Raw genomic sequence first — 14626 nt, 5'->3', positions numbered from 1 at the left:
GGCCGCCGCGCTCGCGACCCTGTCCCCGCGGGGACAGCGGGTCTCCGCCACGGACCTATATTAGTATTATGTTAAATATCTACCGCAGTCCCGGGCGCCGGGTCGGCAAGCTGCCGCTCGCAGGAGGCGAGTTGCCGCCAAATCTCACCCGCCGAAGGGAAAATCGCGCTATCAATGAAATATTGACTGCATCGAGGGCCCTTGATGTCCAGATTGTCCAGATACCCCGCCGGATTGCCCGCGCTCTTCCTCGTCGAGATGTGGGAACGTTTCAGCTTCTACGGCATGCGGGCCATCCTCGTGCTGTATCTCGTCGATGCGGTGGAGACCGGCGGGATGGGGCTGGACACCGCGGAAGCGGTGGCGATCTACGGCATCTACACGGCAGCGGTCTACATCCTCGCCTTGCCGGGCGGCTGGGTGGCAGACCGGTTCTGGGGCGCGCGCAAGGCGGTGGCGGCAGGCGGCGTGGTGATCATTGTCGGACACATCCTGCTCGCGATCTCGGGCGCAACCGCCTGGGTATTCCTTGCCGGGCTGTCGTGTATCGCGCTGGGGACGGGGCTGCTGAAGCCCAATATCTCGACCATGGTCGGCGAGCTCTACCCCAAGGAGGACGTCGGCGGGCGCGATGCGGGCTTTTCGTTCTTCTACATGGGCATCAACGTCGGCGCGATCCTCGGCGGCTTCGTCGCGGGCTATCTCGGCGAGGTCTGGGGCTGGCACTGGGGCTTCGGCGCCGCGGCGGTGGCCATGGCGATCGGGCTGCTCAATTTCCTCTATGCCGGTCGGCGCTCGCTGCGCGGCAAGGGCGAGCGGCCGCCGCCCAAGGTGGTGGATGCGGCGACGCACCGGCGCGACCGCCGGGTGAGCCTCGGGATCACCGGCGCCGTGGTGGTGATCCTGGCGCTGCTCATTGGCACCGGGGTGATCGAGGTGACCAGCGCGGCGGGGGTGGCGCAGGCGACCGGCGTGCTGATCGTGACGGTGGCGGTGGGCTTCTTTCTCAACATCTACATCGCCGGGGACCTGTCGAAGGACGAAAAGAAGCGGATGATCGTGCTCGCCGTGCTCTTCGTCGCCGCGGCGGTCTTCTGGTCGCGCTTCGAGCAGGCCGGCTCGTCGTTGTCGATCTTCGCCGCAGAGCTGACCCGCCGCGACCTTCTGGGCTTCGAGGTGCCCGCCTCGTGGTTCCAGAACCTCAACCCTGCGTTCATCATCCTGCTGACGCCGCTGTTTGCCTGGTTCTGGACCCGGGCGCAGGACCGGGGCTGGGAGATCTCGGTCTTCGTCAAGTTCGGGCTGGCGCTGGTGCTGGTGGGGCTGGGCTTTTGGATCCTCGTGCCGGCGGCGCAGATCGCGATGACCGGGGCCAAGGTCTCGGCGCTGTTCCTCGTCGGCACGTTCTTCATCCACACCTGCGCCGAGTTGCTGCTGAGCCCGGTGGGGCTATCGACCTTCTCGCGGCTCGCACCCGAGCGGTTCGTCAGCCAGATGATGGGCTTTTGGTTCCTCGCCGCCTCGCTCGGCAACCTGCTCGCGGGGCTGCTCGCGGCGGGCATGGACACCGAGAGCCCCTCGGCGCTGCCCGGCCTGTTCAACCAGCTCTTCTTCGGCAGCGCGATCGCCGGGCTGGTGTTGATCGGGCTCTCGTGGCCGCTGACTCGCTGGGCGCTGTCCGGCAAGGCGGCGCTCGAGGATGAACGGCGCCCGGTCCAATAGGGCAGGGGGGCCGGTTCGGGAGCGCAAGGGCGCCGCATTTTGGCCTATCCCGACGCGTGGCGCCCAAGTCTCGGGCGGTGTTGGACGAATCCCGACGGTCCGGCGGTGCAACAATGTTCGCCGGAGTTCCTTTGACACGGCAGGGCCACCTCGGGTCGTGACGTGGCTCGCAAATCACTATACCGTGGGACGTGTCATTGGACATAGGGCAGGGGTCGTGCCGGTTTCGGTCATCGGCCCCCGTCCGAAGGCCGTGATGATTTTGAACGATCTGTTTAATTGAACAAATTTTTTTGGCGCCTTGCGGCGCGGGTACGGGGCGGCGTCACACGCATCGGCATTTGCATGTCTCGAGGATTGTCTCGGGGCGCGGCGCCGGAGCGGTCGAGAGGCGGGCGCGGCTCCCGAAGTTTTCGAGCGGAGTGATTACATGGAGGAGAGCATCGTGACGAATTCCGGTCCGGCATCCGACGACACTGGGGCGGCACGTCGCCACTGGAAGCAGAATCCCGAAGCGGTGCGGGCGAACATCCTCGAGGTGGCCCGCAAGGCCTTCGTGGCGCATGGGCTGACCGGGGCGAAGATCGACGAGATCGCGGCGGGCACCGAGACCTCCAAGCGGATGATCTATTATTACTTCGGCGACAAGGAAGGGCTCTACCGCGCGGTGCTCGAGGATGCCTATGCGCAGATGCGGGCGGCCGAGGACGAGCTGGAGCTGGCCAGCCTGCACCCGGTCGAGGCGCTGCGGCGGCTGGCGGAATTCACCTTCGACCATCATGCCTCGCACGAGGATTTCGTGCGGCTGGTGATGGTCGAGAACATGCACAAGGCGCGCCACATGAAGAAGGCGGGCGACCTGTCGGGCCAGAACATCTCGGCGATCCGGCTGCTCGACGAGATCTACCAGCGCGGCTGCGCCGAGGGGCTGTTCCGCCGCGGGCTCACCGCGATCGAGCTGCATTGGCACATCTCGGCACTGGCGATCTTCAACGTTGCCAACCGCGCGACCTTCTCCAGCCTCTTCGGCACCGCGCTCTTCGAGCCCAAGGGGCAGCAACAACTGCGCCGCCACGTCGGCGACATGCTGCTGCGCTTCGTGATGAAGCCGGGGCTGTCCGTCGAGGAGGCCTCGACCAAGCCGATCGCCGAGGCGCGGGCCATCCATCCCGACATCTACCGCTTCCGCGAGACCTGGGATGCCACCTGGGCGACGCTGCCGACCGAAGGCGATGCGGCAACGCGGCGGCTGCATTTCGAATCCGTTTCGCGCTCGTTGCGGCTGCCGAGCCCCGAGGGGGTGGAGACCGACGAGGAGCATTGGATTGACACGGACCGCGGGCCCGTGCGGGTGCGGCTGTTCCGCCCCCCGGGCTCCGAGCCGCTGCCGGGGATGGTGTTCCTGCACGGCGGTGCCTGGCGGCAGGGCAGCCCCGAGACCCATTGGAACATCACCGCGCGGCTCGCCGCCTGGTCCGGGCATCTGGTGATCTCGGTGGATTACGCGCTGGCGCCCGAACAGACCTATCCCGCGGCGCTGGAGCAGATACCGGCCGTGCTCGGCTGGGCGCGCGATCATGCCGGGACGCTGGGGCTGGACCCGGAGCGGCTGTCGATCGGCGGCGACGGGGCAGGGGCCAACCTTGCCGCCGCCGCAACGCTGATCTGCCGCGATGCCGGGGTGAAGCTGTCGGCGCAGCTGCTGATCTACCCGGTCTGCGATTTCGACACGACGCGGCCCTCCTGCATGGAATATGCCGAAGGCCCGCTCTGGACGCTGGCGCAGCTTTTGTCGGCGCATGCGCAATATTGCCCAGACACCACGCGGCGGCTGAGCGATCCGCTGATCTCGCCTTTGCTGGCGCGGGATCACGCAGGGTTGCCGCAGGCCTACCTGGCGCTGGCCGAGCACGACCCGCTGCGTGACAGCGGCATCGCCTATGCCGAGGCGCTTCGGTCCGCCGGGGTCGCGGTGGAGGTCGATTCCGGCAAAGGGCTGGTGCGCGACTACCTGCACGCCATCGGCTTCGGCAGCGCCGCCGAAGACCGGCTGCGCGAGATGAGCGCCTGGATGAAGGCCGTCGCGGGGTAGGGGGGGCGCGGCCCCTCCGGACGGAGCGGGCCGCGGTCAGAAGGCGCTGGTCAACCCGGCACTGAGCCGCAGGTCGCGGTAGCTGTAAGCGTCGAAAGTGCTTTCGCGCCGCGCCGCCTCGATCTGCACGTAGGGGGTGAGCCGACCGAAGAGGAAGGTGTCGGTCTTGTCGACCCGCAGCTCGAGCCCGTATTCGGTCTCGTGGCGGGCCTCGCCGAGTATCGGGTTCGCGCCGATCTGGTCGTAGGCGGCAGCATAGGCGGAGGGTTCCAGCAGAAAACCGCCGCCCACCTCGACCCGGCCGGCGAGGCGCAACTCGGCGTAGTCGTAGGAGAGGTCGTCGCGCTCCGCCTCCTGGTGCTGCAGCGACAGGCTGCCGCCGATCTGGGCGCGGCCGCGCAGGGGGCGGATCACCGTGAGCTTGGCGCTGGCGCGCTGCACGTCGATACCCGGATAGCGCTCGAGATCGACGTCGAGCCATTCGGCCTCGAGCGTGGTGGTGAGACCCGAGGCGGTGCGCCAGCTGACGCCGGCCCCGATGCCGAGACGGTCCTCGAGCTTGTCGCCGCCGAAGTAGTCGGTCCCGGCGATGGCCTCGGCCCAGGCGGTGGTCTGCGGCCATGTGAGCTGCAGGCCGGCGCTGAGATCGGCGCCAAGCTCGTCCCAGTCACTTCCGGAGGTCTGGTAGAGATCGCCCTCGGCCTGAAGGTAGCCGGTCAGCCGGGCGCCGCCCTGGCGGGCGTGCAGCGGCCATTGCTTGCGGAGCGCGCCCGAAAGCTCGAGCCCGGTGAGCGGTGCCTCGTCGCGGTCCATCGTCAGAACCACGGGACCGGAGCCGAAATCGGTCACGATCTTGTCGCTGTCGTAGCTGCGTCCGGCCCCCGCGGGGGCGCGCAGGGCAAAGGAGAAGCGGCTGCGCAGCCCCTGGCGTTCATCGATGGCGCGCAGGAAGCGCAGCACGTTGGCGCGCACCTCCGGGGGCAGGTCGGGGCTGGAAAGCACAATGCGGAACTGCTCGCGCGATTGGGCATATTCGCCGGCCTCGAAGAGCGCGCGCGCCAGCTCGAGGCGCACGCGGAGCAGGCCGGGATCGACGGCAAGCAAGCCGCGCAGGAGGCGCACCGCGGCCCCGGGCTGGCCGCCGGCGAGGGCGGCCAGGGCCTGCTGGAAACGGGCCTCGATCTGGGTCGGGGCAGGGGAGGCGGTCGGGGATACGGTGGCAGGGACGGCGGCCTGCTGGGCCTGCACCCCCGGTGCCCCGACCACCGGCGCCATCGCGGCAAGCGCGAGCACGGTGGTCAGGGCCCGTGGCGGGCGGAGCATGGTCAGCGGCTGCTGTCGACCGCGCCGAAGCCGCCGAAGTAGGTGCTGTCGGCGGTGCTGCCCGAGAAGGTGCCGCCCACCTCCTGCGCATTGTCGCCGTAGAACTGCCCGTCGACCGAGCCGGTCAGCACGCCGGTGTCGATGTCCGCCGCGAAGCCGGTGCCGCTGACGCTGCCGGCGGTGTAGAAGTCGAGGTCGGAGCGGTCGCCGGTGATCGCCCCGGTGGTCGGGTCGGCGGTGACCGTGTCGCTGCTGTAGATCTCGACCATATCGAAGTCGGTGTCGACGGCGATGTAGGAAGTGGTCACTTCCACCTTGTCGCCAGTGACCACCTGTCCGAGGCTGTCGCCGTAATAGCTGGCGGTGCCGGTGGTCGGCATCTGGCTTTCCGAGGTGCGCACGCCCAGCGACCCGGCTCCCGCCACGCGCGAGGTGCCGTTGAGGCCGGACTGCCAGGCGCCGAAGGTCTGGTAGCTGTAGCCGCCCTTCGTGGGGTCCGCGGCCACCAGCATGACATCGCCATCAGCACTTGTCGCAAGGATGCCGTTGAGCACGGTGCTGACGTCGAAACTGTCGCCTTCGGCGGTGGAGAGAGTGACGGTGCCCTTGCTTGTGGTCAGCGTCACGGCGGTCAGAAGGCCATCCTCGTAGGTCATGTCCGCGGTGATGTCGGTCTCGGTCTCGGGTGTGCCGAAGGAAAGCACCTTGCCCGAAGCATCGGTGGTGTACCCCGAGGAGACGGCCATGCCGCTGGCGCGGTAGGTGCCGTCTTCGGGGGTGGTGAAATTGGTGAGCGGGGTGACTGCGCTGGAGTGGCTGCTGCGGGCGCTGGTCTTGCCGTCGCTGCAGGCTGCCAGGAGCGCCAGCGCGGCTGTACTGACTAAAAGGTACTTCATAATTCCTCACGATCAAAAAACACGACAAAATAGGGTCTGGTCTGTTCCGGCACGGCGATCGAGATGCCGGGCCGGGGTCACAAATTATCCGCGAACCGCGGGAGAGGTTAAAAAGTCTACAATAATCAAGCGCGACTCGCCTGTTCGCCCTGTCAGGGAAGCATATAAGCCGGCGTTCTGCAAAGGTTTCCGCCTCAGGCGCTGTCCGCCAGAACCATCCGATGTCGCCGCAGCAGCGCCGACTGGCGGTAGTTCCGGTCGTAGGTGACCTCGGCCCCAAGCCACGCGGGGCGGGCGAAATCCGTCTCTTCGGAGGTCAGCTCGATCTCGGCAATCAGCGTGCCTTCGAGCGCGCCGTGGTATTCGTCCACGGTCCAAGGCTGCCCCTCGTGCTCGACGTGGTGGCGGGTCTTGCAGATCGGCGGGCCATCGCAATGCAGCGTCAGCAGCGCCCGGCCGTCCTCGAGCGGGATGGGATATTCGAACTCGTCGCGCGACATGCCGGTGCGCGGACCCTTGACGGCGAGGGTGGCATGGTTGTCGCCGTAGAACCGCAGGCGAACCTTGCGCCCGTCGCGGAACGCGATGATCCCGTCGCGCAGGTCGACCCGCGAAACAACTGCAGAGCGCCAGCCTTCGGATGCGACCAAGAACTTTCGTTCGATTTCGCGTGCCATGACCACTCCGCCAACCTGACCAAGGTACTGTCACCGCGGTCGGCCGAAAAGGCAAGCAGGCGTTGTGGCGCCCCCCGGGCGCGGGGTGCGCCGGTGCGGGTTCTGCCCGGCGGATGGGCAGCCGCGTGCTGAAAACCGCGCCAGCACGGCGGCTCCCGGCACGCGACGGGACCGGCCCCTCGAGGGGCGATCAGGCGGGGATGCGCAGCACCTGCCCGGGGTAGATCTTGTCCGGGTCGCTGAGCATCGGCTTGTTGGCCTCGAAGATCTCGCTGTAGCGCGCGCCGTCGCCCAGCGTCGCCTCGGCGATCTTCCACAGGTTTTCGCCCTCCTTAACCTCGTGGAACACCGGGCCGGGGCCGTCGGCCTCATCCTCGACCTCGGCCACGCCCTCGATGTTGCCGACGGCGAGGATCATTTTCTCGCGGGTCTCCTGGTCCTTGGGCTGGCCCTTGATCTTCACCTTGGAGCTCTCCGGCTCGACCTCGATCTCGACGCCGCTCTTGTCGAGCCCGAGGGTGTCGAGTTCGGCCTCGAGCTCGGCCTTGGCCGGTATCGCCTCCGTGCCGAGCTTCTTGCCCTTGCCCTTGAGGAAGCTGAAAAGTCCCATGCTGAAACTCCCGTAAAATGGATTGGGTTGAATGGCGGCAGTGTCGCTCAGCCGCCGCGTGCCAGCCACCGGAAAGATTCCGGGTGGCGGGAGTTGGCCTGCCGGGGAAGGGGGCCTATCCGTTTGGTGAGCGCCGCACCCATCCGCCACCCTGGGCCATCCCGCCGCGGGTCTCCGCGCGCCGCGCGTGGCGGGCTATGGTGATCTCACGCCACCGTGACCAACCGATATCCGGTGAGGCAGGTCGAGAGGAGAATGAAAATGGTCAACGGACTCCTGAAAATGGCTGGGTATCGCGTCGAATACGTCTGCGAGTGGGGCACCTACGACCGCCGCTACGGCGACATGGAATATTACGTCAACCTCCCGATCACCCCGGAGATGAAGATCGCGCCGCCCTGGGCCGAGAAGCGCATCGTCCGCAAGCACTGACCCTGCTGCGCGCCCGCCGCGCGAAGCGCGTTGCGGGCTGGATCTCGGCAGGGCCTATCCGTCATATGCGCAGGTGCCCGGAGTCGCCGGGCGCGCAGGCGGACAGACCCAGGACGTGACCGAGCAGATGACGCAGACCACACCGACTCCAGCCAGCGGCGTTGCCGCGCCCCGCAACCTTCATCTCGAGGATATCGCCGTGGGCGACCGGTTCGTCAGCGGCGAGCACGCGCTCGACGCCGATCAGATCAAGGCTTTTGCCGCGCAGTACGACCCGCAGCCCTTCCATCTCGACGAGACCGCCGCCGAAAGCAGCCTCTTCGGCGGGCTCGCCGCCAGCGGCTGGCACACGGCGGCGCTGACGATGAAGCTCTTTGTGGCCTCCGTTCCCGTGGCCGACGGGCTGGTCGGTGCCGGGGTGGAGGTGAGCTGGCCAAAGCCGACGCGGGCCGATGACATCCTGCACACGCAAAGCACGGTGACGGAAATCAAGCCGTCGCGGTCGCGCCCCGGGCGGGCGATGGTGACCTTCGAGACGCTGACCCTGAACCAGGATGGCGAGACACGGCAGCGGCTGGTCTCGCGGGTGGTGATGTTCGCCCGCGGCCAGGGGTGATCAGGGCGCGCGGCCCAGAGAGGCGGATTCGCCGTCTTCCGGCGCGCCGGACCCTCAGAGCTCGAGCGGCGAGTTTTCGTCCGCGATGAGCGCGCTCAGCAGGCCGCGGCGGGTGTTCTCGGTGTGCAGGCTGATCGCCTCGCGCGCCGCCGCGCCGTCGCGGGCGCGCAGGGCGGCGACGATGCGGCTGTGGTCTTCCTCGGTCTCGGGGGTGACGTCGCGGATCGTCGCGCCCATGTGGAAGAGCCGGGTGCATTCCTCGAGATAGCCGGTGATCAGCGCGTGCAGCCGGGGCACCCGGGAGCCGAGCGCGATGGCGGCGTGGAAGCGGTTGTTGGCGGCAACGAAGTCGAGCACCGGCAAGGTCCTGTCCTGCCCGTAGGTCTGATGCGACAGCGCCTCGAGCTCGTCGAGCTCCGCGTCGCTCATGCGCAGCGCGGCGAGCTCGGCCGCCACGGCTTCGAGCGCCTTGCGCACGGTGAAGATGTCGGTGATGTCCTTCACGGTGACCGGCGTCACCCGGTAGCCGCGCCGCGGAAAGGCCTCGACCAGCCCCTCGAGGGTGAGCCGGGCCAGCGCCTCGCGCACCGGCGTCTTGCTCATCGACAGCCGCGCCGCCAGGTCCTGCTCGCCGATGTCGGTGCCGGGGCGCAGCGCGCAGGTGATGATTTCTTCGCGCAGCCGGGCGTAGGCCTGATCGGTCAGCGAGGGCGCCTTGCCGCGCTCGGCGGCGGGTTTGTGCAGTTTCGTCATGCCTGCTCCCTGTGGTCCCGCACGGCCCCCGCCATGCGCTGCAGCGCCTCGTCCAGCAGCTCCGCCGTGCACCCGTAGTTGAGCCGTGCCCAGCCTTCCAGATCCGCCTCGAGGTCGGCGCGTTTGCTCAGCGCCGGGCGGGTGACAATGGCCAGCTACTCGGGCTCGATGTGCCGGCCATTGTCGCGCAGCTTCGCCCGGACGGGCGCGTGGCGTTGTCCGTTCGGGGCCCGGCCCTAGTCAAGCACGCCACGGTCGGAGCCGCGCCGGTCCGGCGCTGTCAGCCTCGTCATCAGAGCCCCCGGATCATCCCGCCATCGACGCGGATCATCGAGCCGGTGACATAGCCCGCCTGCTGCGAGCAGAGGAAGGTAACCATGGCGCCAAACTCCTCCGGTGCGCCGTAGCGGCCGGCGGGGATGGTCTTGCGGCTGGCCTCCTGCACCGCCTCGAGCGAGGCGCCGGACTTGTCGGCCTTGATCCCATCGAGCTGCGCCAGCCGGTCGGTCGCGATGCGGCCCGGCAGCACCATGTTCACCGTCACGCCATGCGGCGCGACCTCCTCGGCGAGGGTCTTGGACCAGCCCGCCACCGCGCCGCGCACGCCGTTCGACAGTGCGAGGTTCGGAATGGGCTGGACGATGCCCGAGGAGCCGATGGTGACGACGCGGCCCCAGCCCTTGGCGATCATGCCGGGCAGGGCGGCGTCGGTGATGGCGAAGATCGGCGCGGCCATGGTCTCGAAGGCCGCAGCCCAAGCGGCGCTGCTCTGGCCCTTGGCGGGCCCGGCGGCGGGGCCGCCGCAGTTGTTCACCAGTATGTCGACCGGCTGCTCGGCGAGCCGGGCGATCAGCGCCTCGACGCTGGCGGCATCGGCGAGATCGAGCGCCAGCCCTTCCATGCCCTCGGCCGGGGCCTCGCCGCTGCGCGAGGCGGCGATCACATGCGCGCCCTCGGCGGCCAGAAGCGTGGCGCTTGCCGCGCCAAGCCCGCGGCTCGCGCCGAGCACCAGCGCCGTCTTGCCCTTCAGTCCCAGATCCATCAGTTCAGCTCCTTCAGTCGTTTTTCTTGCCGGGCCAGCAGACGCTCGACCTCGGCGATGGCCTCGGGGGCAAGCCCCGCGCCCGGGGCGCGCAGCGCCGCCGAGCCGATGGCCCCGCGTTTTGCCAGCACGTATTTGCGCACCGCCAGCCCGGCGCCCGGCTGCTGTTCGTAGCGCACCAGCGGCAGGTAGGCGTCGAAGACGTCCTGCGCCCGGTCCATATCTCCCGCCGCGGCGCGTTGTACAACCTCTGCCAGCATCTCGGGAAATCCGAAACCGGTCATCGCGCCATCGGCACCGCGCGCCATTTCCTCGGGCAGGAAGACCCCGCCGTTGCCGCAGAGGATCGAGATCCGGCGCCGGCCCTCGGCCTCGGCGCGGCGCAGCTTGCTGATCTTGGCAAGGCCCGGCCAGTCCTCGTGCTTGAGCATGACCACCTGCGGGACGTCGTCGATGATCCGGCCCAGCACCTCGTCGGAGATCTGCACGCCGGTCGCCAGCGGGAAGTCCTGCAGCACGAGCGGCACATCGTCCCCGAGCGTGCGGGCGACCTGGCCGAAATAGCCGTGGATCTGCTGGTCGGTCTTCAGGCTTCCGGGGGTGGTCACCATGCAGCCGGCGGCGCCCATGTCCATGACCGCCTTGCCCAGCTCGCCGATGGCGGCGAGCCCGGGGGCCGAGACGCCGACCACCACCGGCTTGCCGGCGGCGCGCTTGATCACCCGCTCGGCCACGGCGCGGCTCTCGGCCTGGGTGAGCTTCGGCGCCTCGCCCATCATGCCAAGGATGGTGAGCCCGTCGGCGCCCTTGTCGAAGTAGAAATCGGTCACCCGGTCGAGGCTGTCCCAATCGATCTCGCCCTGATCGGTGAAGGGGGTGACGGAGATGACGTAGACGCCCTTGGCGTCAGAGGTGAGCAGGGTCATTGGTCGTGTCCTTGATCGGCGAACCAGCCGGTGGCGCCACGCGCCACGTAGCGGCCGCTGCCGGAGGTGTTGAGGATTTCCGCGCCGTCCCAGACCGGGGCGCCGCGCAGGTAGGTGGCGACGACGCGCAGGCTGAAGCTGTCGCCGTGGAAGGGGGACCATTTCAGCCCGTCGCGCCCGGCGGCGCGGGTCTCGGCCAGCCGTTCGGGGCGGTCGAGCGGCAGCGGGTTGTCGTAGGGCATGTCCACAAGCGTGGTCACCCCGCCGGCCAGCGCGCCGCGGGTGGTCTCGGCGATGCCGGCCATGCCCTTGGCGCTGGTGGCATGGGTCTGGCCGTCGACCACCCCGGGCAGGATCAGCGCGTTGCCGTGGTCGATGGTCCGTGCGGCGGCGGGAGCGTCCGGGCCCTGTCCGACCGCGGCGATGCGCCCGCCGGAGACCGCGATCCAGCCGTTTTCCAGCGTTGCCGCGGGCGTGACGATCGTGCTGCGAAGGAGAAGGTCCATGTCAGGCATGTCCGGCTCTGGTCTTTGCAAATGCGTAGTCGTCGAGGTCGAGCGCGGCGATGGCGGCGTCACTCTCGATTCCGGCGGGGGCGCCCGCCAGCTCGGTGCGCCAGCCCTGCGGCGTGCGGACCTGTGTGGTGAGCTTCAATACCGAAAGAAGGGACATGGTGACTCAGCCGGGAGGTGAGGGGCGATTTACTGACGATCCGATCCGTGGGCTCAGGTATAGATATTCCGCGTAATACATCAAGATGGAAGTGCGTGCGGAGTTTTCCCTGCAGGCACCCGACGCCGAAAAGCGCCGTATAATGCTGGTGATCTCGCTGGAGGAGCACGCCTGCTTCCCGATACGAAGATGCGGGATTCCAGGGATCAATATGGCGTTGTTGCAGAAATCTCATCGTGAAAGATTCACATCACGAATCCAAGCGGTTAGACGGGCGTCATGAGCAAGCCCGAGCCCAAGCCCGCCCGCTACCGCACGACGAACTGGTCCGCCTACAACGCTGCGCTGACGAAGCGCGGGTCTCTGCTGATCTGGCTGGACAAGGAGATGGCTTGGCACGCGCCGCATGAGGGCCGCCCCGGACGCCCGCCAGTCTTCTCGGATGCGGCGATCCAGTTCTGCCTGTCGATCAAGGTGCTATTGAAGCTGCCGCTCAGGCAGACTGCCGGGATGGTCGCAAGCCTCCTGCGCCTCGCCGGGCTGGACTGGCCCGTTCCAGACTTCTCCACGCTGTGCCGCCGGCAGAAGACTCTTAAGGTGCAGATCCCCTATCGCCGTGCCGGCGGGCCGCTGAACCTGCTGGTGGACAGCACCGGCATCAAGTTCCTCGGCGATGGCGAATGGCAGGCCCGGAAGCACGGTTTGCAAGGCCGTCGCCAATGGCGCAAGGTCCATCTGGCCATGGACACCGCCACTTCCGACATCCGCGCGGTCGAGTTTACCCCCAGCCGGGAAGGCGACAGCCCCGTCCTGCCAGACCTGCTGGACCAGATCCCGGACGACGAAGACATCGGCACCGTGACCGCAGACGGCGCCTACGACACCCGCCGCTGCCATAGCGCCATCATCGCACACGGTGGCACTGCGATCATCCCGATCCGCAAGAACGGTCGGCCATGGAAAGGCGACTGCCCAGCTTCCCGGGCGCGCAACGAAACCCTGCGCGCCACACGTCACTATAGCAGGGCGTTCTGGAAGCGGTGGACCGGATACCATATCCGCAGCCGCGCCGAGGCCAGGATGCGATGCCTGAAGGCCTTCGGCGAGCGCATCGCCGCCAGAGACCCCGACCGCCAGACTGCCGAAATCCACATCCGCGTCGCCCTCATGAACCGCTTCAACGCCCTCGGCACAGCCGAGATCGTCCGCGTGACCTGAACCTGACGGGGAAAGGGCCCCCCACGCCTCAGGACGCCGTTCTGCAACAACGCCGATCAATATGCAAGAAATCGGATGCCAGCTTTGAAATAAATATTTCACTTGATATAACAAAATCTGGAAACGCCTACGGCAACCCGCGACATAGTCGCGCCGCAACCGCCGCGACCCGATCCAACACAGGCGCGAATATGTCCCGTGCGTTCAGATCCTTCGCGGCGCGCTCCGGCCTTGCACCACGTCGCTAAGGACTTAGATCCGGTTCGCTCGCGCGCGCTCGATGCCGCGATACAGGGGCTGCGCCCGGCCTTCTCAGGTCTGGCGCCCATTTTTGGTGCAAGCATAAGAAATAACGGATTCAGCACGCATACTCTGATTGGAACACTGCGAAACTAGCGGTTTTTCGTTGCGGACCAATACACTTGGCTCTTGTTGCGCAACTCTTCGTAAGAGGAGATCCGGGCTTGGGCCTCGTCTCCTCCGCGGGCCACCAGCATCGCGATCAGCGTTTCGATCAGCGCCATGGCACCCGCGTAGCAGCCGAAATGATAGGTCGACAGGACCGAGACGAGCAGGGTCTCGTCAGCGCTGAATTCCGGTGAGACGATCTCGCTGTCGGAAATCATGATGAGTTTCATGCCCTTGCTCTGCGCAAAGGCACAAGCTTCGATGGTCTCGCGCGAATACGGGGTGAAGGTGATGGCGATCATCACATCACCGGCCTCGGCAGTGTGCAATTCGTCGATGGCGCTGTTCATGTGGCGCGGGATGAGCTGTAGCGAGGGCAGGGCCATCCGGCCGACGTAGTGAAGAAAATACGCCAGCGAGTAGCTGGCGCGCACCGCCGTGAGATAGACGCTCGGCGCCTCCATGAGCATGTCGACGACGCGCGACATCTGGTCAAGCTTCTGCCGCTCGAGGCTGCGCTGCACGATGGCCATCTCGTTCATCGCGGCCTCGGCCTGGACGGCTCCCAGTGCGCCCCCGTCCCGTAAACCGTCAACCCAGGCGGGGCGTTCGGCCACAACCGCGGCGGACACCAAGGCCTGGCGGAACGGTTCCCGCATCTCATCATAGCCGCCGAACCCAAGCCGCTCTGCAAGGCGTACGAGCGTGTAGGTGCTGACACCGGCCTTCTTCGCGGTCTCGCGGATCGAGTCGAGGCCGAAGTCCGAGGGATGATCGATGACATATTTCGCGCCCGTTCGGAGGCCACGCGGCAGGACCGGGATCTGCGCTCGCAGTGCGGCGATCGTCCGGTTTTTGAGCGTCGGGTCCATGGCTGTAAATCTCAGGCTTGAGTGGTACAAACGTTATTTTCTATAGCCATTGACCGTTTTCGTTTTGTTGGCAAGTGTTGGGGTGACGCAAACCAGACGCAAACGGCTCCCGGGCCGTTCCTCCTGCGGAAAGAAACCATGGCCGACCCTTTTCCCTCCCACGCCGCGCCCTTGGGCAAGATTGCCGGGCACACGTCGTCCTGCACTTTTGGCTTCCGGATCGGCAAACCGGTCGCATTGGGGCACGCGTATCATGCAGTGGCTGATGGAACGCGGGTCCAGGTCGACATCGCGCGGACCCTCTACGATGCCACCGCGGTTGAAGGCCCGCTCTTCGATCCCGAAGGCAACCGGATGAAGGTCTGAG

Annotated in this window: 16 protein-coding genes; 6 read left to right on the top strand and 10 right to left on the bottom strand. The window is 67.3% G+C overall.

What is annotated here, in order from left to right; translation table 11 throughout:
- Positions 1 to 204 precede the first annotated feature (204 nt).
- Together CEW88_RS24320 and CEW88_RS24315 are read left to right on the top strand one after the other, a co-directional pair.
- The gene (locus tag CEW88_RS24320) at positions 205 to 1722 is read left to right on the top strand and encodes a peptide MFS transporter (RefSeq protein ID WP_108970971.1); all 1518 of its coding nucleotides are present in this window, start codon (positions 205 to 207) and stop codon (positions 1720 to 1722) included.
- Between the two features lie 430 nt (positions 1723 to 2152).
- Positions 2153 to 3814 carry an alpha/beta hydrolase fold domain-containing protein gene (locus CEW88_RS24315; RefSeq protein WP_108970970.1) on the top strand — a complete coding sequence of 554 codons (1662 nt, stop codon included), beginning with the start codon at positions 2153 to 2155 and terminating at the stop codon, positions 3812 to 3814.
- 36 nt (positions 3815 to 3850) lie between these two features.
- Here the strand turns inward: CEW88_RS24315 and CEW88_RS24310 are convergent, their stop codons facing one another.
- From CEW88_RS24310 to lysM, 4 genes are all read right to left on the bottom strand, one after another.
- Complete coding sequence (locus CEW88_RS24310; protein ID WP_108970969.1) at positions 3851 to 5137, bottom strand: surface lipoprotein assembly modifier; 1287 nt, start codon at positions 5135 to 5137, stop codon at positions 3851 to 3853.
- A gap of 2 nt (positions 5138 to 5139) precedes the next feature.
- A complete protein-coding gene (locus CEW88_RS24305; RefSeq protein WP_108970968.1) occupies positions 5140 to 6033 on the bottom strand; it encodes a transferrin-binding protein-like solute binding protein in 894 nt (297 codons plus the stop codon).
- A gap of 194 nt (positions 6034 to 6227) precedes the next feature.
- Positions 6228 to 6710 (bottom strand): CYTH domain-containing protein, encoded by a 483-nt coding sequence (locus CEW88_RS24300; RefSeq protein ID WP_108970967.1) that lies wholly within the window; start codon positions 6708 to 6710, stop codon positions 6228 to 6230.
- Positions 6711 to 6900: 190 nt separating this feature from the next.
- Complete coding sequence (gene lysM, locus CEW88_RS24295; protein ID WP_108970966.1) at positions 6901 to 7320, bottom strand: peptidoglycan-binding protein LysM; 420 nt, start codon at positions 7318 to 7320, stop codon at positions 6901 to 6903.
- Between the two features lie 261 nt (positions 7321 to 7581).
- On the opposite strand from lysM, the gene CEW88_RS24705 reads away from it, so the two are divergent.
- Positions 7582 to 7752, top strand: coding sequence for a hypothetical protein (locus CEW88_RS24705; RefSeq protein WP_159099745.1), 171 nt, complete (start codon positions 7582 to 7584; stop codon positions 7750 to 7752).
- Positions 7753 to 7879: 127 nt separating this feature from the next.
- Positions 7880 to 8368 (top strand): MaoC family dehydratase, encoded by a 489-nt coding sequence (locus CEW88_RS24290; protein ID WP_108970988.1) that lies wholly within the window; start codon positions 7880 to 7882, stop codon positions 8366 to 8368.
- A gap of 54 nt (positions 8369 to 8422) precedes the next feature.
- Here CEW88_RS24290 and CEW88_RS24285 read toward each other — a convergent pair whose 3' ends face one another.
- The 5 genes from CEW88_RS24285 to CEW88_RS24700 all read right to left on the bottom strand — a co-directional run bounded on the left by CEW88_RS24285 (position 8423) and on the right by CEW88_RS24700 (position 11761).
- A complete protein-coding gene (locus tag CEW88_RS24285; protein ID WP_108970965.1) occupies positions 8423 to 9121 on the bottom strand; it encodes a GntR family transcriptional regulator in 699 nt (232 codons plus the stop codon).
- Between the two features lie 292 nt (positions 9122 to 9413).
- The gene (locus tag CEW88_RS24280; protein ID WP_108970964.1) at positions 9414 to 10163 is read right to left on the bottom strand and encodes an SDR family oxidoreductase; all 750 of its coding nucleotides are present in this window, start codon (positions 10161 to 10163) and stop codon (positions 9414 to 9416) included.
- Entirely contained in the window at positions 10163 to 11089 is a 927-nt protein-coding gene (locus CEW88_RS24275) for a dihydrodipicolinate synthase family protein (protein WP_108970963.1), read from the bottom strand. The genes CEW88_RS24280 and CEW88_RS24275 overlap by 1 nt, the downstream gene beginning before the upstream one ends.
- Positions 11086 to 11595, bottom strand: a complete 510-nt coding sequence (locus tag CEW88_RS24270; RefSeq protein WP_108970962.1) for a hypothetical protein — start codon at positions 11593 to 11595, stop codon at positions 11086 to 11088. Before CEW88_RS24270 ends, CEW88_RS24275 begins: the two co-directional genes overlap by 4 nt.
- Before the next feature lies 1 nt (position 11596).
- Positions 11597 to 11761, bottom strand: coding sequence for a hypothetical protein (locus tag CEW88_RS24700; RefSeq protein ID WP_159099744.1), 165 nt, complete (start codon positions 11759 to 11761; stop codon positions 11597 to 11599).
- Positions 11762 to 12040: 279 nt separating this feature from the next.
- Here CEW88_RS24700 and CEW88_RS24265 point away from each other — a divergent pair, with 279 nt between their 5' ends.
- Positions 12041 to 12979, top strand: coding sequence for an IS5 family transposase (locus tag CEW88_RS24265; RefSeq protein ID WP_108970961.1), 939 nt, complete (start codon positions 12041 to 12043; stop codon positions 12977 to 12979).
- A gap of 392 nt (positions 12980 to 13371) precedes the next feature.
- Here CEW88_RS24265 and CEW88_RS24260 read toward each other — a convergent pair whose 3' ends face one another.
- Positions 13372 to 14259, bottom strand: a complete 888-nt coding sequence (locus tag CEW88_RS24260) for a MurR/RpiR family transcriptional regulator (RefSeq protein WP_108970960.1) — start codon at positions 14257 to 14259, stop codon at positions 13372 to 13374.
- Positions 14260 to 14397: 138 nt separating this feature from the next.
- Here CEW88_RS24260 and CEW88_RS24255 point away from each other — a divergent pair, with 138 nt between their 5' ends.
- Positions 14398 to 14625, top strand: coding sequence for a glycine cleavage T C-terminal barrel domain-containing protein (locus CEW88_RS24255; protein WP_108970959.1), 228 nt, complete (start codon positions 14398 to 14400; stop codon positions 14623 to 14625).
- Position 14626 lies beyond the last annotated feature (1 nt).

Source organism: Alloyangia pacifica (genome assembly GCF_003111685.1).
Lineage (GTDB): Bacteria > Pseudomonadota > Alphaproteobacteria > Rhodobacterales > Rhodobacteraceae > Salipiger > Salipiger pacificus_A.
This window is presented reverse-complemented; position numbering and strand designations above follow the sequence as displayed.